The sequence below is a fragment of the Mesorhizobium sp. 131-3-5 genome, from assembly GCF_016756575.1.
Lineage (GTDB): Bacteria > Pseudomonadota > Alphaproteobacteria > Rhizobiales > Rhizobiaceae > Mesorhizobium > Mesorhizobium jarvisii.
Genome location: NZ_AP023254.1, coordinates 208,073 through 228,270, shown reverse-complemented (window position 1 = coordinate 228,270; position 20,198 = coordinate 208,073). Strand labels below are relative to the sequence as shown.

The window sequence follows — 20,198 nt, the reverse complement described above, 5'->3', positions numbered from 1 at the left end:
ATATGCGGACGCGATGACGACAAGATCCCTGCCGGAGCTTCCGGTATCCGCCGTGCTCCCGGCGCTCAGCGAAGCGCTCGGTGCCGGCAACAGCGCCGTGCTGGTGGCGCCGCCCGGCGCCGGCAAGACGACGCTGGTGCCGCTGGCGCTGCTCGATGCGCCGTGGATGGGCACAGGCAAGATCATCCTGCTCGAACCGCGCCGGCTCGCCGCCCGCGCCGCGGCCCGCCGCATGGCGCAATTGCTTGACGAGGAGCCGGGCGCGACCGTCGGCTATGCCATGCGCATGGAAAACCGCAGCTCGGCCAAGACCCGCATATTGGTCGTCACCGAGGGCGTTCTGGCGCGCATGATCCTCGACGATCCCGAACTGCCCGGCGTCTCGGCGGTGATCTTCGACGAATTCCACGAGCGTTCGCTCGACGGCGATTTTGGCCTCGCGCTGGCGCTCGACGTGCAAGGTGCGTTGCGGCCGGATCTCAGGCTGCTGGTGATGTCGGCGACACTGGATGGCGCGCGCGTGGCAAAGCTCCTGTCGGGCGCGCCAGTGATCGAAAGCGAGGGCCGCGCCTTCCCCGTCGACATAGGCTACGACGAACGGCCGGCCGGCGTCCCGATCGAGGATGCGATGGCCAAGGCGATCCGCGCCGCCCTTGCCGATGAGAGCGGCAGCGTGCTCGCCTTCCTGCCCGGCCAGCGCGAGATCGAGCGCACCGCCGAACGGCTGGCCGGCAAGGTCGGCGCCGACACCGACATCGTGCCGCTCTATGGCCAGCTCGACGGCAAGGCGCAGGACGCCGCGATCAAGCCGGCGCCGGCGGGCCGCCGCAAGGTGGTGCTGGCGACGTCGATTGCCGAGACCTCCATCACCATCGACGGCGTGCGCGTCGTCATCGATTCCGGCCTGTCGCGGCTGCCGCGCTATGAGCCGGCAAGCGGCCTGACGCGGCTGGAGACGGTGCGCGTCAGCAAGGCATCCGCCGACCAGCGCGCCGGCCGCGCCGGGCGCACGCAAGCCGGCGTCGCCATCCGGCTATGGCGCGCCGAACAGACGGCGGCACTGCCCGCCTTCACGCCGCCCGAAATCCTCGAAGCGGACCTTTCAGGCCTGCTGCTCGACTGTGCCGCCTTCGGTGTGGCCGATCCGACCGGCCTCGCTTTCCTCGATCCGCCGCCGGCGCCGGCGCTCAACGAGGCAAGGGTGCTGCTGCGCGCGCTCCATGCCATCGACGAGGCGGGGCGCCTGACGGAAGCGGGCGCTTCGATGCGCAAGCTCGCTCTGCCGGTGCGGCTTGCACATATGGTCGCCGAAGCTGCGCGGAGCGGCCATGCGGGCGAGGCGGCCATGCTGGCGGTGCTGCTCACCGAACGCGGCCTTGGTGGCGACGGCGCCGATCTGGAGCGGCGGCTGATGCGCTTTCGGGGGGAAAGATCGCCCCGCGCCACCGCCGCGCGGCAACTCGCGGAGAGGCTGGCCAGGCAGGTGGGTGGGACGAAAAACAGCGAAGCAGCACCGGCCGGTTCTCTTCTCATCAACGCCTGTCCGGACCGCGTCGCCAAGGCGCGCGGCGAGCGCGGCCGTTTCGTGTTGGCCAATGGCTCTGGCGCCATGCTCGATGCCGCCGACCCGCTGGCGGGCGAGCCGTTTCTGGTCGTCGCCGACCTGCAGGGCAAGGCGCAGAACGCCCGCATCGCGGCCGCTGCGGCAATAAGCGAGGACGACATCCGCGCCACGCTGGCCGACCGGATTGAAACGCGTCGGCAAACCAGCTTCGACCGAGAGCGCCGCGCCGTGCGTGTGCGTGAGACGGTGCGCCTCGGCGCCATCACGCTCGCCGAACGCATGCTGCCGGCTCCTTCAGGCGCCGATGCCGACCGCGCCATAACAGATGCGTTGCGCGAGCACGGCCTGTCACTGCTGAGCTGGAGCAAGGAGGCCGAGACGCTGCGCCAGCGGCTGTCCTGGCTGCATCGTGGCCTTGCGTCCCCCTGGCCCGATATGTCGGACGAAGCGCTGATCGAGCGCCTCGACGACTGGCTGCTGCCCTTCCTGTCTGGGGCGGCTTCCCTGGCCGCCATCGATCCCGGTGTCGTCTCGGCTGGCCTCGCCTCGCTCGTGCCGCACGAGCTGCAGCGCAAGGTCGATGCGCTGGCGCCGACGCATTTCGACGCCCCGTCCGGCAGCCATGTGCCGATCCGATATGACGGCGAATGGCCTGTGCTTGCGGTGCGCGTGCAGGAACTGTTCGGCCTGGACCGCCACCCCTCGATTGCCAACGGCACCGTGCCGCTGACGCTCGAACTCTTGTCGCCGGCGCACCGGCCAATCCAGACGACGCGCGACCTGCCCGGCTTCTGGCGTGGCTCCTGGGCCGACGTGCGCGCCGACATGCGCGGGCGCTATCCCAAACATGTCTGGCCGGAGAATCCGCTGCTGGCGGCGGCTACCGCCCGCGCGAAACCGCGCGGCACCTAGCGCTTGCCCTCAAGCGGCTGTAATCCATGGCCATGATCAACATCCTGAACGCGCCCGATTTCCAGCAGAGCCAGCGGTTGCGCCTCAACACGCTGATCCGGCTGCGCTGGCTGGCCATTGTCGGCCAGAGCGTTGCGGTGCTCGTCGTCGCCTATGGGTTGAAATTTCCGCTCCCGGTCAGCCTGTGTTTTGCGCTGATCGCCTGTTCGGCCTGGATGAACCTGTTCCTGGCCTTCAGGTTTCCGGCGGCGCACAGGCTCACGCCGTTCGCCGCCTTCGGCATCCTGATCTTCGACAGCCTGCAGCTTGCCGGCCTGCTCTATATGACCGGCGGCCTGACCAATCCGTTCTCGCTGCTGATGACCGTGCCTGTCGTCATTTCGGCGACGTCGCTGCCCCTGCGCCTCACCGCCATCCTCGGCGGGTTGGTGATGCTGGCGGCGACCTTGCTGGTGTTCTTCCATCTGCCGTTGCCCTGGTATGAAGGCGCGCCGCTGGCCATGCCTTTCATCTATGTCGCCGGCATGTGGATGGCGGTGCTGTCCTCGATCGCCTTCACCGCCATGTATGCCTTCCGGGTGGCCGCCGAAGCGCGGCTTTTGGCCAATGCGCTTGCCGCCACCGAACTGGTGCTGCAGCGCGAACAGCACCTTTCGGCGCTCGACGGCCTGGCGGCGGCGGCCGCGCATGAGCTCGGCACGCCGCTCGCCACCATCACGCTCGTCGCCAAGGAGATGGAAAAGGCGCTCGGCAGCGACCCGAAATACGGGGAGGACGTGAAGCTGCTGCGCTCGCAAAGCGAACGCTGCCGCGAAATCCTCAAGCGCCTGACCAGCCTGTCGTCCGAGGGCGAGGCGCATCTGTCCCGCTTGCCGCTGACCTCGCTGGTCGAGGAGGTCACCGCACCGCATCGCGACTTCGGCATCTCGATCAAACTTCGTCCGGGCGAACGCAGCGGGCCGGAGCCGGTCGGGCGCCGCAATCCGGGCGTCATCTACGGCCTCGGCAATCTGGTCGAGAACGCCGTCGACTTCGCCCGCAAGAGCGTCACCGTGCGCTGGAGCTGGGACGAGGCGGCCGTCACCTTCTCGATCATCGATGACGGGCCTGGTTTCCCACCTGAAATCATCGACCGCATCGGCGAGCCCTATATGTCGACGCGTCAAGGCACCGAGGCCGGCGGAGGCCTGGGACTCGGCCTGTTCATCGCCAAGACGCTGCTCGAACGCTCGGGCGCCACGCTCGATTTCCGCAATTCGAGCGGCCTGGGCGAGGGCGCCGTGGTGCAGATTTCGTGGCCGAGATCGGTCTTCCTGAACCCGGAAACGGCCCCGGCCACCATGTTTGACACTGCGTAAATTGGACAATAGCGGCGCAAAACTATATCTGCGTAAAATTAAGGCAGCAGGAATTCTTACGACGATGACAGGCGATGAAAATATTGGCGCAATGGTTGAAGGCGAGGACACCTCGCTTCTGATCGTCGATGACGACAAGCCGTTCCTCACGCGTCTCGCCCGCGCCATGGAAACCAGGGGTTTTATGGTCGAGACCGCCGAGAGCGTCGAGGAGGCGGTGGGCAAGGCCCGCGCCAATCCGCCGGCCTACGCTGTGGTCGACATGCGGCTCGGCGACGGCAACGGCCTCGATGTCGTCGCCGCCATCCGCGAGAAGCGCGAGGATTCCCGCACCATCATCCTGACCGGCTACGGCAACATCGCCACCGCGGTGACGGCGGTGAAGCTCGGCGCCGTCGATTATCTGTCGAAGCCTGCCGATGCCGACGACATCTTCGCCGCCCTCACCCGCACCTCCGGCGAGCGCGCCGCACCGCCGGAAAACCCGATGTCGGCCGACCGCGTGCGTTGGGAGCATATCCAGCGCGTCTACGAAATGTGCGAGCGCAACGTTTCCGAAACAGCGCGCCGGCTCAACATGCACCGCCGCACGCTTCAGCGGATACTGGCCAAGCGCGCCCCGCGATGAGACTGTTTGGAAATTCTACTCTGGCGGCCATCTGATGGCGTTTTCTGCGCTTCCGGTGCTCACGGACCCGAACGTCCGCTCCGCTCCGGTTCTCGAAACCACCACCATATGACTCGCCAGAGCGAATTTCGAAACAGTCTCTGAGACGCCCAAGCACGGTCGGATACTGTCCCGAGGCCGGAGTTTGAGCATCATCGCAAGTGACGCGGTTTAACGGAGGCGACATGCAGGATTTGAAGCAGCGGCCGATTTCCGTCTTCCGCGAATTCCTCGACAGCGAGGCGGCCGGCGGCATCATCCTGATGGTGGCGGCGGCACTGGCCTTGATCGTCGCCAACTCACCGCTTGCCGAAACCTATTTCTCCGTTCTCCATGCCTATCTCGGCCCGCTCAGCGTGTCGCATTGGGTCAATGACGGGCTGATGGCGGTGTTCTTCCTGCTCGTCGGGCTGGAGATCAAGCGCGAGATGCTGGACGGCCAGCTGTCGACCTGGCCACGCCGCGTCCTGCCCGGCATCGCGGCGGCCGGCGGCATGGTGGTTCCGGCGCTGGTCTATGTCGCCATCAATCGCAACAATTCGGCGGCACTCTCCGGCTGGGCGATCCCGACCGCCACCGACATCGCCTTCGCGCTTGGCGTGCTGTCGCTGCTCGGCAGCCGCGTGCCGGCTTCGCTGAAGGTCTTCCTGACCGCGCTCGCCATCATCGACGACCTCGGCGCCGTCATCATCATCGCCATCTTCTATACGAGCGGCCTGTCGCTCATCTATCTCGGCGCCGCCTTCGCCGTCATTGCGGTGCTTGTCGTGCTCAACCGCATGCGGGTGATGACGCTGGTGGCCTATCTCGTGCTCGGCGCAATCCTGTGGGTATTGGTGCTGAAATCGGGCGTCCACGCCACGCTTGCCGGCGTTGCGCTCGCGCTGACCATTCCGCTCGAGCGTTCCGCCGGGATCGGTCACGATCTCGACCATTCGCCGCTGCACCGGCTCGAGCACGGCCTGCACAAAATCGTCCCCTTTTTCGTCATCCCGATCTTCGGCTTCGCCAATGCCGGCGTTTCGCTCGCCGGCCTGAGTTTTGGCGCGCTGATAGAGCCGCTGACGCTGGGCGTCGCCGCCGGCCTGGTGGTCGGCAAGCTGGTCGGCGTGTTCGGCTCCTCGGCACTTGCCATAAGGCTCGGCCTGGCCGACCTGCCGGCCCATGCCGGCTGGTCGCATATGATCGGCATCTCGCTGCTCTGCGGCATCGGCTTCACCATGAGCCTGTTCATCGGCCTGCTCGCCTTCGCCAGCGATGTGGCTCTGCAGGACGCGGTCAAGGTCGGCATCCTTGCCGGCTCCTTCATCGCCGCCATCATCGGCGCTGCCGTGCTGCTGATGGCGCCGGCCGCGGGTGGAGCGGAAGAAGAGACGGAGTAGGGGCGCGGTTCCGCGAACTACTCGCTCTCCCCCTCGAGTGCCGGCACCGAGACGCCGGCCAGCTCCGCCGCCAGCAGCCGCGCCGCGCCGGCGCGCGCGATCCGCAGCATCAGTGCCTTGCGTGTTGCCGCCGCCATGCGGTGCTCCGGCGCCTCGCGCAGGATTTCGGCGCCATAGCCGTCGGAGAGGATGAAGCCGCACTCCTCCGGAAAGATCTCCGCCGGCACGCCGGGGTGGGTGGCGAAGAAGAAGCGGTCGGAGTGCAGCCGGTAGTCGGGCCATTTGCGGTCGACCCGGAAATCCTCGATCGAGGATTTGATTTCGATGATCCAGATGTCGCCCTGGCGGGTCAGCGCCACGAGGTCGGCGCGACGGCCGGTGGCCAGCGACAGTTCAGGCAGCACATGCGCGCCCATCGCCATGAGCAGCCGCTGCACGCCGCGCCGCACCAGCATGGCGCGTTCCGACTGGCGACCGTCGATGAGGGGGTTGATTGCGATGGGGGAAATGATCGGCATGGCAGGCACCATGCCAGATGTTGTTCACGGTTTGAACCCGCCTTGTGATGGCGATTATATATTTGACAAACCTGGCCGGGTCCTCGACGGGCCGGCGTATCCCCGCTGACAATTAGGCTTAGCTAATATATGCTGGCCCTCAAAAGCGAGGGGTATCATGAAACAGCCACGGGGATGGATCGCGCTGGCATGGCTTCTCTTGGCCGGCGACGCAGATGCCCACGATTGGTATACCGGCAAAAAAGACCCGGTTCTGCGCTATGATTGCTGCGGCAACAAAGATTGCCATCCGATAGACTCTCGCGCCGTGAGAGAGACCAAAGACGGCTATTACGTCCGCTTGCCCCGCCCTGCCTATCTCAATGAGCCACAAGAGCCGGAGTGGTTTATCCCCAGGGAACGCGCCCAAGTTTCCATTGATGACCGCTACCATCTCTGTGAGCGTTTAATGACGTTCTATCGAACGATCATTCCCCATACGAAGTTCGAGGCCTACTACAGATTAAGATGGACGTGTTTCTTCGTGCCTAAGGGCACGAGTTAAATTCGATCTAGCGCTACCCAGCCGTAGGGAGATGGCTACCACTGTAGGACCGGTGCGGCTCCTGCGCCGGGAATCAGTTCGATTCGCGCTGACGAACGCGTTGTTTTTCGAGGAACCGCTTGGCGTGTTCCCCCCACTCCGCTGCCGTGGTTTTGTGCTCTTGAACGTACGTGTCGAAAGCCTTGCGCAAAGCGTCCAGGTCCAAAGCCCAAAACTGCTTGTCTTTTTCGTCGTTCAACATTGTGTCACCAAGCCCATTGGGTTGACGGTATGCCCTTCAAATCAAGCCTTCAAGAACCGATCCTGACTTCTTTTGGGTGTATCGGCCCTGTCAAACATTCATCCCGTGAACCAGCACGGAACAGGTTCTGCTCTCTGCAGCTGGGTAATCCGTGGGCGGGACTTCAGTCTTAATTGAGCTGTGGCTAATATGCATATAGCTTAGGCAGTGCGGAGACGATCCCAAAAGCCTGACCCGCAACGACCCGGCACGACCCCATGTCCCCCCGACTGCGAGCGTGCCGGGTCGTTCCTACGGGGTGCGTTGCAAGCGGCGCATGCAAGGCACGATCGCTCGTGGAACAATGGTCGATTACGCAATCGCTCTCTGCCGGCCGATTGGGTTGGCGAACCCCAGCCCTAGGGGCCTTCCGTGATCGCGCAATATCCGGCTGGGGGCAGTCTGGTATTCATCTCTGTGGAGCCCTATGTCGTGGCGATCAACTTGCGCTCTTCACTAGAGGGCGGCAAGACTAAAGTCTTGCGTGCCGGTGTACAAAGGTCTGAGGGGACCTTTTAAGTTCCTCAAATGTCCATTGGACGTTCCGTTACTTTAGTTAGCCGACATATAAGGGCTGACGTAAGGAATATGCCTGGCGGAATGGCCGGCGCAGTTTGGCTTTGGGTCTAAAGGGGGCTGCGCCGGCCATTGCGGGTTTGGGCTTTGGGTGTGATTGTCCCCGCGCTGATTAACCTATATGTATATTAGCGATCGCGCAAATAAGACTGAAGTCCCTGGTTCCACCGGACCTGGCCGGACGTTCTCATAATCTTGATTTTCGCCAGCCAGCCTTTCGAGCTTCTTGTTCCGAACAGAACCAGCGTTCGCCCTTCCACAGGCTGATCCGGGTCTCGTTGTAATATTGCTGTCCGGGAACGTGATAGATGCGCTCGCCCGTATTGTAGCTGATATTTCCCTTGATATTGCAGCCCACGAGAGGCGGCCCGGCCTTGACGGCGATCAGGCTGGCCAGGATGGCGATCGCCGCGGCAATCAATGTCCACCAGATGGTGTTGCGCGAGGGACGCCAATGCCGACGACCCCTGGCACGCCTTCGCCAGCGGTCGGAACGATTGTCGTAGCGAGACTTGTCCACTCCCACTCCCGAGAGGAGAATGCCGCCGCTCTGGCGAGGAGTCTATAAGCATTGCCTAACTTAATGGCGCGCCGTCTTGGCCGGTAGAGGGCGAACAATGGCGCCCAATGCGGCGCATGACCGGAAGCCATCTCGCTGGGTGGTCTGCCCAAAATCCCTTGCTAGGGTCTGCTATGGTCTCGCTGGGACGGCCTTGTCGCCAGGCGCCGCAGCCCCTGCCATGTCATCCAGGATCGGGCAATCCGGCCGCTCGTCGCCATGGCAGGCGTGGATCAGTTTCTGCAGGGTCGAGCGCATCGACTGCAGCTCGCGCACCTTCTCCTCGATGGCCGTGACATGAGCGGCGGCGATCTCGCGCACGTCGGCGCTGGCGCGGCCGCGATCCTGGTACAGCGCCATCAGCTGGCGGCAATCGTCGATGGAAAAACCGAGGTTGCGCGCGCGGCGCAGGAAGGTCAGCCGATGGATGTCGTCACCGGAATAGTCGCGGTAGCCGTTGGCGGCGCGCGCCGGCGCGATCAGACCGATCTCCTCATAGTAGCGAATGGTCTTGGCCGGCAGGCCTGAACGATGGGCGGCATCGCCGACATTCATGGCGTGGTCCTCGATTTTGCCGGGCCTGCGAGTCAGGCCCATTGAATTTCCTTCACAATCCGGTGAAGGCTGTTGCTGAAATGCCATACTGATACGCATACCAGCACGTAAGTCCCAGCATATAGGCATCGTGCGCTTGGCAAGCAAAGCAAATGCCAGCATGAATGATCGCAAGAAAGCGGCCGACTCGTGCCGCTGACATTTGGGCAGGGCACCGGATCATCTCATGCGCATGAAGTCGCTTGCAATAATTGCCGCATTGGCGCTGTCCACGGCCATCGCCGGCTGCAGCACCATCGGCGGGCAGATCTTCTCCAACGACTACGGCGCAGTGACCGATGCTGGCTACCAACTGCCGCGCATCCCGATCGAAAAGGTGCCGAGGCAGTATCACCGGCAGGAAGTGAACTACGACACCAAGGAAAAGCCAGGCACCATCATCGTCGATACGCAGAACAAGTATCTCTACTTCGTCGAGGGTGACGGGCTCGCGATCCGCTACGGCATCGGCGTTGGTCGCGAAGGCTTCGAATGGCACGGCACCGCCCATATCGCGCTGAAGCGCGAATGGCCGACCTGGACGCCGCCCCGCGAAATGATCAGGCGCCAGCCGGAACTGGCGAAGTTCGCCAATGGCATGGAGCCGGGCCTGAAGAACCCACTTGGCGCGCGCGCCATGTATCTCTTCAACAAGGGCGGCGACATGGGCTACCGCCTGCACGGCAGCCCGGAATGGAATTCGATCGGCAAGGCGATGTCGTCCGGCTGCATCAGGCTGATGAACCAGGACATCATCGATCTCTATGACCGCGCCTCGGTCGGCGCCAAGGTCATCGTGATGTAAGGACCAGGATCCCTCGCGGGATCATGGCCAACGAGAAGGCAAGTTCGTACGCGGACCGTCTAGGCAACAACGGACGTCCCAAACAGAAAACCGGGCAATTCGGCCCGGTTTTTTGTTTTTTACGACCGAAATCGTGCTGGCAACGGGGGTGGTCAGGCGACCTGTTCGACCTGCTGCACTTCCGGCACGAAATGCCGAAGCAGGTTCTGGATGCCGTGCTTCAGCGTCGCCGTCGATGACGGGCAGCCGGCGCAGGCGCCCTTCATATGCAGGAACACCGTGCCGTTCTCGAAGCCGCGGAAGGTGATGTCGCCGCCATCCTGGGCCACCGCCGGGCGCACCCTGGTGTCGAGCAGTTCCTTGATGGTGATGACGAGTTCCTCGTCCGCCTTGTCGTAGAACTCGCCGGTCTGGCTGGTCTCTGCGGCCGGGCCGCTTTTCGCCATGACAGGCGCGCCGGACATGAAGTGCTCCATGATGGCGCCGAGGATCGCCGGCTTCAGGTGCTGCCAGTCGGGGCCGTCCTTGGTCACCGTGATGAAATCGTAGCCGAAGAAGACGCCGGTGACACCGGGGATTTCGAACAGCCGGCCGGCCAGCGGCGAGGCCGTTGCCGCACTGTCGGCATCGCGGAAATCGGCGGTACCTTCCATCAGCACTTCCTTGCCGGGCAGGAATTTCAACGTCGCCGGATTGGGCGTCGATTCGGTCTGGATGAACATGGCCGTCTCCGTGCCCGTTACGGGCAGATAGTTTGGAATAGTTCTAAATAGGCCTTATCGGCTGGACATTCAAGCGAAACGCATCGCCCGAACGGCTGGCTGGCGGAATGTTTTTGCTGGCTGGGGGACAGAATCCCGGGCGGGCTTCAAGCGAGGCTGTCGATCTCCTCGTCGGACAGATTCTGCGGCACCACCGTGACCGGAATGGGGAAGGCGGCGCCCTTGCCGGCCACGGCACCGACCAGCGGTCCGGGGCCTTCCTTGCCGGCGCCGGCCGCCAGCACCAGGATGGCGATGTCCTGGTCTTCCTCGATCAGTTTGTGGATCTCTTCCGTCGGCTTGCCTTCACGCACCACCATCTCCGGCTCGATGCCGAGCTTCTGGCGTACCTTGTTGGCATAGCCATCGAGAGCCGCGCGCGCCGTGGCGTTCGCCTCCTCGCGCATGATCTTCTCGACGCCCAGCCAATGCTGGAAATCGTCCGGTACTATGACATAGAGCAGCACCAGCGTGCCGCTGGTGCTCTGCGCCCGCTTCGAGGCGTAGGCGACGGCGCGCTCGCACTCGGGCGTATCGTCGATGATCGTCAGGAATTTCCTGCGATGACCGGCTTCGCGGCTGAGGCGTTTGGAGACCATGTCTATCTACCTAGTGTCGTGATTTCGAAGTTCGCCTGCTTTCGATATCGCGCTCCGAGCGAACTTCGAAATCAAAAACGACACTAGAAATCAATCGTTTGCTCGTGTCCCTGATTTTGAAATTCGCATTGCCCTTGATATCCAACCCTGGCTGATTTCAAAATCAGTGACGCGAGTGCGTTTTCGGCCGCAATCTGCCACCGCCGCCGACCGGCGGCAAGCCGCCGACCTTAGGCCAGTATGTCTTGTGCCGGAATGGTGCGCTGCACTGACGATGCGGATCAGCTCTGAAGCAGCCCGATGATGTCGCGCACCGTCTTCATCGTCGTTTGGGCGAGCACGCCGGCGCGTTCGCCGCCGTCCCTGAGCACCGCGTCGACATAGGCGCGGTCGCCTTCGATGCGGCGCATCTCGCCGGCGATCGGCGCCAGCTTCTCCACCGCAAGGTCGGCGAGTGCCGGCTTGAACACGGAAAACTGCTGGCCGCCGAATTCCTTCAGCACGTCGGCCTTCGACATCTCGGCCAGCCCGGCATAGATGCCGACAAGGTTTTCCGCTTCCGGCCGGCTTTCCAGCCCGTCGACTTCGCTCGGCAAAGCCTCTGGATCGGTCTTGGCCTTGCGGATCTTTTTCGAGATGGTGTCGGCATCGTCGGTCAGGTTGATGCGCGACAGGTCCGACGGATCCGACTTCGACATCTTCTTCGAACCGTCGCGCAGGCTCATGATGCGCGCCGCCGGGCCGCCGATCACCGGCTCGGTGATCGGGAAGAAGCCGTTCACCGTCTCCTCGCCGACCTGCATCTCGACGCCGACGCCAAGCCTGGCGATGCGGTCGGAAAAATCATTGTTGAATTTCTGGGCGATGTCGCGGGTCAGCTCGAGATGCTGCTTCTGGTCCTCGCCCACCGGCACATGCGTGGCGCGGTAGAGCAGGATGTCGGCAGCCATCAGCGAGGGATAGGCGAGCAGGCCCAGCGAGGCATTTTCGCGGTCCTTGCCGGCCTTGTCCTTGAACTGCGTCATCTTGTTCATCCAGCCGATGCGCGCGACGCAATTGAAGATCCAGGCGAGCTCGGCATGCTGCATCACCCGCGACTGGTTGAAGACGATGTGCTTCTTCGGGTCGATGCCCGAGGCAAGGAAGGCGGCGGTGATCGAGCGCGTCTGGTCTGCGAGGTCGTCATAAACGAGCTGCGCGGTCAGCGAATGCAGGTCGACGACGCAGTAGATGCAATCGGACGTTTCTTGCAGGGCGACGAATTTTTTGATGGCGCCGAGATAGTTGCCGAGATGCAGATTGCCGGTCGGCTGGACGCCGGAGAAGACGAGTGGCTTGAAGGCGGACATAGGTTTCCTCATGGCTTGTGGAGGGCCGTAAAAGCGTGATTCCAAAAAGTTGCAGACTTTTTGGAGCCGATCATGCGGCTGGAAACCGCACGCGGCGAAAGTCTTGCGACGGCGCGCTTATGGACGAAGGGTGAAAAACCGGCAAGAGCTATCAGCGGGTTGGACGGAACTTTGCCAGCAGCCGCGCGCCTTTTGCAACAATGCTTCGCCACCCCAACGGGGTCACCTCTATGTCGCCAACGCCGATGCCGTTGCGTGCCGCGGGTCTTTGCAATCTGGTGAGATGAAGCTCCAGGATCGTATGATCGTCCCTTCGCAGCGCCGTTTCAAACGTCGCTTGTGCGTTCCAGAGGTTGCCTTCTTGGCGCACGTTGCAAAGGCTTGCCACAGCCAGCTGGCCGTTTACGGACAATTTGAGCTTGGTCAGCGCCTCGCGTAGAGGGTGCCGGATGTCCAGGCGAATCCGCGCCTTGCCGGCATATTTGAACGGCACAAGCAGCTTTGGGCGCGGATTGCAGCCGACCCACAATACCCAGTCGCCGCCCGCTTGGAGTGGAAACCAATCGAGCGCTTTGGGCGAGTTGTCCTGCTTGATCACCTCACGCTGTCTGAGCTTGCGCAGATCCGGGCGGACGACGCCCTTGGCCATCGCATTCTGACTCGAAACCTGACCATTTTCATAGCGCCCGTAATCCGGATGCACGACCACCATGTAGGCGCCGGCGGCCTTCGCCTTGGCCAGCTCGGACGCCAGAAAGCCGTTATATCCCGGCCGGGCCATTCGCCGGACCATTCGCTCCTGCTCGTCCGAAGTGTGGCTCGTATAACTCAGGTAGCGGTGGCCGGCCGCGAATTTGTGGACGGTGATCCGCTGTGTCGAGACAAAATTCATCCCGGACCCTGCCGCCCGCAAAAGGAAATCCGCGTCAACGGGCGCTGTGATCTCTTTGGGATGGCGCCATTTCCCAATTCGATCGGCGACGTCGCGTCGGTGACCGAAACTGGAAGGCGGGAAGAAGTGCCTGAGAGCGGTGTCCGATTCGTCGAAGATGCCGGTCACCCACCGGAAATTGCTTGCCCTGGGGCCATGAAATATCGCGCCGCTCACGACAAAGTCCGGCTGCGGGCTGTGCCCGAAAAGATCTGCCAGTGCCTGGAGATGGTCCGGAGCCCAGATATCGTCATGACCGAGATAGGCAATATATCGCCCGCACGACATCTCTATGCCCGCATTGTTGGGGAAGGCTTGGCTGCCGCCGCGCTCGGGCAGGTTCAACCAGCGGATTTGCGGAGACGCGAGCGCCCGAACCGCATCCGCGGTATCGTCAGTGCAGCAATCGCCTACCACCAACAGCTCGAAGTCCCGACAGGTCTGGCTCAGCACCGATTGGATCGACGGAAGAATATGCCTGCCGCGATTGTAGGTGGCCATGATGACGGAAAACGTGGTCATGTTATCCGAATTTGTAAGGGATGCCCGGATGATCGAAGGGGATTCGTGATTTGTCCGGATGCTTAGGATCGTAGACGGTTGTCGGCATGTTGATGAATGTCGCGGTGCTCCTGCCCCGATTCTGAATCCCGTGAACGACATAGGGCGGAATCGTCAGCAGGATCTTGTTTGCCGCGCCGACGTCGAGGACCTTCAGTTTTTCGTAGGTCGGACTATCCTCGCGCAGATCGTAGAGCACGACCCTCAGGTCGCCATTTGTATAGGCGAGCCGGTCGAACTGTCGCTTGTGATAGACCCACGCCCTGATCGATCCCGCCTCGGCCGATACCAGATAGACATGTGGCGGCGGGCTTATGGGCTCCACCAGTGCCGACATGAGGACCGTAAGCTCGCCACGCTTGTCGCCCCTTGTAACCAGCCGCTGCATTCGCACGCCCGCTATCGGATTTTCACTGGAAGTATCTTCCAGAAGCGGAACGTCGTCTTCCCAAGGCTGGTCATCAACAAAATCTTCGAGTGACAGCCTGTCCATCGAGCCCTCCAACGTTAGCGGCAAATGCAATCTAGGCTTGTCCTGCTGTCAGTCGGCGCCAAAGGCAATACACGAGGAAGCGATGGCGCCTCAGCGCTCGCATATCCACAGGGATTCTCGCATATCAACGGGGATTAAGGCGGTCGAACGGCATCCGGTAGTATCAAGAGTCCGGGGATCGTCAGCCGACAGGCGGCGATCCCTTACGCCCGATGTTTCTCCGGATCATGCCGAAATCGGCGCCGCCGGTGGCAAAGGCGGTGACGAAGTAGAGCAACGCCCCGCCGGCCACCAGTGCCAGCAGCGTCGTCGCCTTGACGACCAGCGGCGAGCCGGGACCGAGCCTGACGGCCAGCCAGTGCTCGGCGAAATACAGCGCCACCGCCATCACCGCCGCCGACAGCACCAGCCGGGGAATGCGCTTCAGGAGGGGCACGTCGCGGCCCCAATGGCCGCGCCGGATCAAGACCGCAAGCAGCATCAGCGCGTTGACCCAGCCGGCCACGGCCGAGGCCACCGCAATGCCGGGTGCGCCCATCCTGGGAAACAGCGTCAGCGCGGTGGCGACGTTCACCGCCACCGAGATGGCGGCGAAGATCATCGGCGTGCGCGTGTCCTCGCGGGCGAAATAGCCCGGGGTGAAGGCCTTGATCAGCACGAAGGCCGGCAGGCCAAGGCCGAAGATCGCCAGGATCGCCGCCACGGTCGGGGTCGAATGGTTGGCGGCAAACGCGCCGCGCTCATAGACCAGCCGCACGATCGGCTCCGACATCACCCAGAGCGCCGCCGCCGCCGGCAAGGTCATGAACAGAGTGAACTCGACGGAGCGGTTCTGCAGATTGGCGGCCTCGATGAGATTGCCCGATTTCAGCGCCCGCGACAGTTCGGGCAACAGCACGATCGCCACCGCCACGCCGACGACACCGAGCGGCAGCTGATAGACGCGGTCGGCATAGGCGAGCGAGGACACCGCACTGTCCTGCGCCGACGCGATCGCCGTGCCGATCAGCTGGTTGATCTGGGTGATGCCGCCGGTGATCGCCGCCGGCAGGGCCAGGATCAGCAGGCGCTTGACGTTCGGCGTCATCTTCGGCCGGCGGAAGCCGATCGAGATGCCGGCATTGCGCACCGCCACCCAGACGATGGCGAGCTGCACGAGCCCCGCCGCCAGCACGCCCCAGGACAGGCTGAAGCCCACGGCATGCGCATCCAGCCCGTGATACCAGGCATAGCCAAGCACGCTGATCAGGATGATGTTGAGGAAAGCGGGCGCGATCGCCGCCGCGAAATAGCGGCGCAGCGAATTCAGCATGCCGGCCATCATGGCCGCGAGCGACATGCAGATGAGATAGGGGAACATGATCGTCGCCAGCAGGACGGTCGTCTCGAATTTGCCCGGCGTGTCGGCAAAGCCCGGCGCCACCAGGTAGCGCACGATCAGCGGCATCGCCAGTTCCATGGCGATGGTCAGCGCCAGCAGCGCCGAGAACAGCACGCCGAACACTTCCTCGGAAAAACGCTTGGCCCCGTCGGTGCCGTGCGTTTCGATCTCCTTGGCAAACAGCGGCACGAAGGCGGCGTTGAACGCGCCTTCGGCAAACAGCCGGCGAAAGGTGTTGGGGAACTGGAAGGCGGCGTTAAAGGCGTCGGCCACCGGTCCGGTGCCGAGCGCTGCCGCCATCAGCATCTCGCGGCCGAAACCAAGCGCGCGGCTCATCAGCGTGCCGGAAGCGACCGTTGCGAATTTCTTGACGAGGCTCATGCTTTTGGGAACTGCCTGCGGAATTGGGACAAAGTGATGGAGGTTGTCACTCGGCCGCCGCCTTGGCCTTGCCGCCGCGTTCGGGCGCGATGCCTTCGAGCGCTGCCATCAGCCGGTTGCGGATGGTGGCGATGCGGGTCGGGTTGTCGATCTTCTGGCCGGTGAGGTCTGTCACATAGAAGGTGTCGATGACCTTTTCGCCGAAAGTGGTGATGTGCGCCGAGGCAATGTCGAGCGACAGGTCGGACAGCGTGCCGGTGATCTCAGACAGCAGGCCCGGGCGGTCGAGCCCCTCGACCTCGATGACCGAAAACCGGTTCGACAGCGCGTTGCGGATTTCGGCGCGTGGCGGGATCTTGAACACCTTGGCGCCGCGCTTTGGCTTGGTGCGCTTCTCGATCATCTCCGGCAGCCAGCTCTTGCCCGACAGCACGTCCTCGATCAGCCGGCCGACACGCTCGGCACGACGGCGTTCGTCCTCGTCACGGTCGAATTCCCTCGAAATCAGGATGGTGTCGAGCGCGCGGCCGTCGGCGGTGGTGAAGATCTGCGCGTCGACGATATTGCCGCCGGCGCCGACGCATGCCCCGGCAATGACCGACAGAAGGCGGGGGTGGTCCTGCGCCAGCACGGTGATTTCGGTCACCGCCTCGAACTGGTGGGTCTTGACCATGGTGGCGAGCTTCTTGCCGGCCGCGTCGGCCTCGCGGACGAATTCGGCGTGGCGCAGCTGATCCGGCAGGTCGACCGTGAGCAGATAATTCTCGTAGTGCAGCCCGACATAGCGCTTGCGGTCCTTGTCGGACCAGTCCGCGAGTGCCTCGGCCAGGCGTTCGCGCGCCGCCGCCGTGCGCTGGGCGCGCGACACTTCCGAGAAACCCCCGGTCAGCAGCAGTTCGGTCTCGTAGTAGAGCGTGCGCAGCAACTGGCCCTTCCAGCCGTTCCACACACCCGGCCCGACGCCCCTGATGTCGCAGACAGTGAGGATCAACAAGAGCTTCAGCCGCTCGACCGACTGCACGATCGAGGCGAAATCCTCGATGGTCTTGCGGTCGTTGAGGTCGCGGGTCTGCGCCGTCATCGACATGACGAGATGGTTCTCGACCAGCCAGGCGACGGTTTCCGTGTCCGCCGCCGACATCCCCATATGCGGGCAGATGCGCCGTGCGATGCGGGCGCCGGCCTCGGAATGGTCCTCCGGCCTGCCCTTGGCGATGTCGTGCAGCAAGACGGCGACATAAAGCGCCTCGCGGCTCTTCTTCAGGCCGGGCATCAGCGAATGCGACAGCGGATGCACCTTTTCGCCATCGCCGCGCTCGATCTCGGCCAACACGCCGATGCAGCGGATCAGGTGCTCGTCGACCGTGTAGTGGTGGTACATCGAGAACTGCATCATGGCGACGATCTTGCCGAAATCGGGGATCAGCCTGCCCAGCAGCCCCGCCTCGTTCATGCGCCGCAGATTGAGTTCGGCATTGCGGTCGGAGGTCAATATGTCGAGGAACAGCCGGTTGGCCTCTTCGTCGCGCCGCAGCGATTTGTTGACCAGGCCGAGCGAGCGGGTGAGCAGCTTCAGCGCATCGGGGTGGAATTCCAGCCCGTGCTTGTCTGCGAACCAGAACAGCCTGAGCAGATTGACCGGATCGCGCTCGAACACCTGATCGTCGGCGATGTTGATGCGGTGGTTGTCGACAATGAAATCGGACGTGCCGGCAAGCTTGCGCTTGCGGCGCTGGAAGGTGAGGAAGATGCGATTGAAGCCGGGAACGTGCTTGGCCTGTTCCTCCTCGAGCGCCGCGCAAAAGATGCGGGTCAGGTCGCCGACATCCTTGGCGACAAGGAAATAGTGTTTCATGAAGCGCTCGACCGCCGACAGGCCGGGATGGGTGGTGTAGCCGAGCCGCTCGGCGATCTCGCGCTGGATGTCGAAATGCAGCCGCTCTTCGGCCTTGCCGGTGAGGAAATGCATGTGGCAGCGCACCGCCCACAGGAAGTCCTCGGCCTTCTGGAACTCGCGGTACTCGGCCTCGGTGAAGACGCCCTTTTCGACCAGTTCCTCGCCGGTGCGCACCCGGTAGAAGTATTTGCCGATCCAGAACAGCGTCTGCAGGTCGCGCAGGCCGCCCTTGCCGTCCTTGACGTTGGGTTCGACCAGGTAGCGGCTTTCGCCGGCCTTGGCATGGCGCTCGTCGCGCTCGGCGAGCTTGGCCTGGACATATTCCGGGCCGGTCGTGCGCACCACCTCGTGGTCGAAGCGCAGCATCAACTCGTCATAGAGCTTGCGTTCGCCCCACAGGAAGCGCGCTTCCAGGATCGAGGTGCGGATGGTGATGTCGGTGCGCGACAGCCGCAGGCACTCGTCGATGTTGCGGGTGGCGTGGCCGACCTTTAGGCCGAGATCCCACAGCATGTAGAGCATGTATTCGACGGTCTGCTCGCCCCATGGTGTCTGCTTGTAGGGCAAGAGGAACAGAAGATCGATGTCGGATCCCGGCGCCAGCGTGCCGCGGCCATAGCCGCCGACCGCCACGACGGCCATGCGTTCGGCCGACGAACGGTTCTTCACGCGGTACACATGCGTCGCCGCGAAATCGTAAAGCGCCCGGATCAGCTCATCCATCAGATGCGACAATCGCTCGGCGCAGGCATTGCCGCCGCCATCCTCCTTCAGCATGGCCTCGGCAATCCTCCGGCCTTCGGCGAGCCGGGCCTTGAGAAGCTGCAGCACACCGGCGCGAGCGGCGGCTCCCGAACCGTCACCCGCCGTGGCCGTCGTCAGCGCGGTCATCTCGCGGCGCAAGGCTTCGCCGTCGATCAGTTCATCGAGCTTCAGGGAGATTTTCGCCATAGGTATCAGTCGGCCTTGCCATTTGGGCGGCGTCTATAGCGTGTTTTCGCGGCGCTGGGTATGGGGCCTTCTGATGGCCCGGCAAGCGGGCTAGTCCGTTGCCTCGATCGGATCGATGGGAACGACGATCCGTTGCCGGAATCTGCAGAAATCGGCGATCCACCGTGCGGTTCGCCCGGCCTCTCTGCTGATTCTCACGGTCATCGGCTTCCTCTGCCTTGTCATAAGCCCGCTAGCGGTCCGCGCGGCATCGCGTTCGTGGTCAAGCAGGCTTGGCAGCCTTCCGTCGACGAATTGATCCTGTGCGCAGAGCGCCGGAACAAGTTGGTAGATGGTCTTGCCGGCCGACATGACGGGGTTGAAGATGAGATCATCGGTAGCAATGCTGACCTGCGCCGTTGCCTCCAGAAAGTCGCGCGCCGTCCGCCGCGAGAGCAGATAACCACCGGCCCCCGGATGGCCCTTGCGGAGCCGGGCCATGGAAAAACCATGTCCGGCAGAGGTCCTTCTCCTCTGGATCACGGTTGTGGAGAAGAATGTCTCGAGCTTCACGACATCGGCGTCCGCCGGCACCCAACTCGTATCGCCCAGCAACGCCCCGGCCCTACTGGAGAAGACCATGTCGTCCTCGAACACGGCGCCGTATGGGGCCTCATCCTGGGCAATGATCGTCCAGCAGGCTCGATGACTGTGCAGGCAGGCGATTTCGCTGCCGGAGAGCGGCCGGGTGGCGTGTATTGCGTGCTGCGGCTGCAGAATCAGGTCGGGATGTTCCTTGCCATCGACCCCCGCGACCCGTTCGAACCCAACGCCGATGCGGGCGAATTCCCTCGACATGTGGGCAAGCCGCTCGGGAGATCGATCGAGGTTGATGACCAGACGCTTCATTTTCACGAGCTATTTTTTCAAAACCCTTGCTTCCAGCGAACCGGCGGGAACCGCCAAGCACCGCGGGAGCCTTCAAGCACAGGTGATGCTATGGTTTGTTGATCTTTCTCGGGTGGATATCATGCCGCAATGGCAGAGCCAACAGAGGACGTCGCGTGCCATTTGCTTCGACACGATGTAGCCACCTGGTACAGGGTGAGCGGCCAATGCCGGGCCAGAAACGAAAAAATCGGAACAGCCCTTGACC

Annotated in this window: 18 protein-coding genes; 6 read left to right on the top strand and 12 right to left on the bottom strand. The window is 63.3% G+C overall.

Annotated features, from left to right (window positions below; all coding sequences use genetic code 11):
• Positions 1–13 precede the first annotated feature (13 nt).
• From hrpB to nhaA, 4 genes are all read left to right on the top strand, one after another.
• Positions 14–2,476: an ATP-dependent helicase HrpB gene (gene hrpB / locus JG747_RS01055; protein ID WP_202360980.1), complete on the top strand. Its 2,463-nt coding sequence runs from the start codon at positions 14–16 to the stop codon at positions 2,474–2,476.
• A 26-nt stretch (positions 2,477–2,502) separates the two neighbouring features.
• Positions 2,503–3,834 carry an ActS/PrrB/RegB family redox-sensitive histidine kinase gene (locus JG747_RS01050; RefSeq protein WP_038651796.1) on the top strand — a complete coding sequence of 444 codons (1,332 nt, stop codon included), beginning with the start codon at positions 2,503–2,505 and terminating at the stop codon, positions 3,832–3,834.
• A 64-nt stretch (positions 3,835–3,898) separates the two neighbouring features.
• Positions 3,899–4,462, top strand: coding sequence for an ActR/PrrA/RegA family redox response regulator transcription factor (locus JG747_RS01045; protein WP_019862880.1), 564 nt, complete (start codon positions 3,899–3,901; stop codon positions 4,460–4,462).
• Positions 4,463–4,686: 224 nt separating this feature from the next.
• Positions 4,687–5,883 (top strand): Na+/H+ antiporter NhaA, encoded by a 1,197-nt coding sequence (nhaA, locus tag JG747_RS01040; protein ID WP_202360979.1) that lies wholly within the window; start codon positions 4,687–4,689, stop codon positions 5,881–5,883.
• A gap of 17 nt (positions 5,884–5,900) precedes the next feature.
• Here the strand turns inward: nhaA and JG747_RS01035 are convergent, their stop codons facing one another.
• Positions 5,901–6,401: an MmcB family DNA repair protein gene (locus tag JG747_RS01035; RefSeq protein WP_167470424.1), complete on the bottom strand. Its 501-nt coding sequence runs from the start codon at positions 6,399–6,401 to the stop codon at positions 5,901–5,903.
• A gap of 157 nt (positions 6,402–6,558) precedes the next feature.
• Between JG747_RS01035 and JG747_RS01030 the strand changes: the two genes are divergently transcribed.
• Entirely contained in the window at positions 6,559–6,945 is a 387-nt protein-coding gene (locus JG747_RS01030; protein ID WP_202360978.1) for a hypothetical protein, read from the top strand.
• Between the two features lie 73 nt (positions 6,946–7,018).
• On the opposite strand, the gene JG747_RS01025 is transcribed toward JG747_RS01030, so the two are convergent.
• The 3 genes from JG747_RS01025 to cueR all read right to left on the bottom strand — a co-directional run bounded on the left by JG747_RS01025 (position 7,019) and on the right by cueR (position 8,915).
• Positions 7,019–7,186, bottom strand: a complete 168-nt coding sequence (locus JG747_RS01025) for a hypothetical protein (protein ID WP_019862884.1) — start codon at positions 7,184–7,186, stop codon at positions 7,019–7,021.
• Between the two features lie 802 nt (positions 7,187–7,988).
• Positions 7,989–8,321, bottom strand: coding sequence for a sunset domain-containing protein (locus tag JG747_RS01020; RefSeq protein ID WP_202360977.1), 333 nt, complete (start codon positions 8,319–8,321; stop codon positions 7,989–7,991).
• A gap of 171 nt (positions 8,322–8,492) precedes the next feature.
• Positions 8,493–8,915 (bottom strand): Cu(I)-responsive transcriptional regulator, encoded by a 423-nt coding sequence (gene cueR / locus JG747_RS01015; protein WP_202362213.1) that lies wholly within the window; start codon positions 8,913–8,915, stop codon positions 8,493–8,495.
• A gap of 226 nt (positions 8,916–9,141) precedes the next feature.
• On the opposite strand from cueR, the gene JG747_RS01010 reads away from it, so the two are divergent.
• Positions 9,142–9,759: a L,D-transpeptidase gene (locus JG747_RS01010; RefSeq protein WP_019862886.1), complete on the top strand. Its 618-nt coding sequence runs from the start codon at positions 9,142–9,144 to the stop codon at positions 9,757–9,759.
• A gap of 152 nt (positions 9,760–9,911) precedes the next feature.
• On the opposite strand, the gene JG747_RS01005 is transcribed toward JG747_RS01010, so the two are convergent.
• The 8 genes from JG747_RS01005 to JG747_RS00970 form a co-directional block, all read right to left on the bottom strand.
• Positions 9,912–10,481 (bottom strand): NifU family protein, encoded by a 570-nt coding sequence (locus JG747_RS01005; RefSeq protein WP_019862888.1) that lies wholly within the window; start codon positions 10,479–10,481, stop codon positions 9,912–9,914.
• Between the two features lie 146 nt (positions 10,482–10,627).
• Positions 10,628–11,119, bottom strand: coding sequence for a universal stress protein (locus JG747_RS01000; protein ID WP_010913128.1), 492 nt, complete (start codon positions 11,117–11,119; stop codon positions 10,628–10,630).
• Between the two features lie 281 nt (positions 11,120–11,400).
• The gene (trpS, locus tag JG747_RS00995; RefSeq protein ID WP_202360976.1) at positions 11,401–12,468 is read right to left on the bottom strand and encodes a tryptophan--tRNA ligase; all 1,068 of its coding nucleotides are present in this window, start codon (positions 12,466–12,468) and stop codon (positions 11,401–11,403) included.
• A gap of 151 nt (positions 12,469–12,619) precedes the next feature.
• On the bottom strand, positions 12,620–13,921 hold the full coding sequence (locus JG747_RS00990; protein WP_202360975.1) for a glycosyltransferase family 2 protein: 1,302 nt from the start codon (positions 13,919–13,921) through the stop codon (positions 12,620–12,622).
• A 1-nt stretch (position 13,922) separates the two neighbouring features.
• Positions 13,923–14,453 (bottom strand): dTDP-4-dehydrorhamnose 3,5-epimerase family protein, encoded by a 531-nt coding sequence (locus JG747_RS00985; protein WP_202360974.1) that lies wholly within the window; start codon positions 14,451–14,453, stop codon positions 13,923–13,925.
• A gap of 181 nt (positions 14,454–14,634) precedes the next feature.
• Entirely contained in the window at positions 14,635–16,215 is a 1,581-nt protein-coding gene (murJ, locus tag JG747_RS00980) for a murein biosynthesis integral membrane protein MurJ (protein ID WP_019862893.1), read from the bottom strand.
• Between the two features lie 46 nt (positions 16,216–16,261).
• A complete protein-coding gene (locus JG747_RS00975; protein ID WP_019862894.1) occupies positions 16,262–19,063 on the bottom strand; it encodes a [protein-PII] uridylyltransferase in 2,802 nt (933 codons plus the stop codon).
• Positions 19,064–19,153: 90 nt separating this feature from the next.
• Positions 19,154–19,951: a glycosyltransferase family 25 protein gene (locus JG747_RS00970; protein WP_064984498.1), complete on the bottom strand. Its 798-nt coding sequence runs from the start codon at positions 19,949–19,951 to the stop codon at positions 19,154–19,156.
• Between the last annotated feature and the right edge of the window lie 247 nt (positions 19,952–20,198).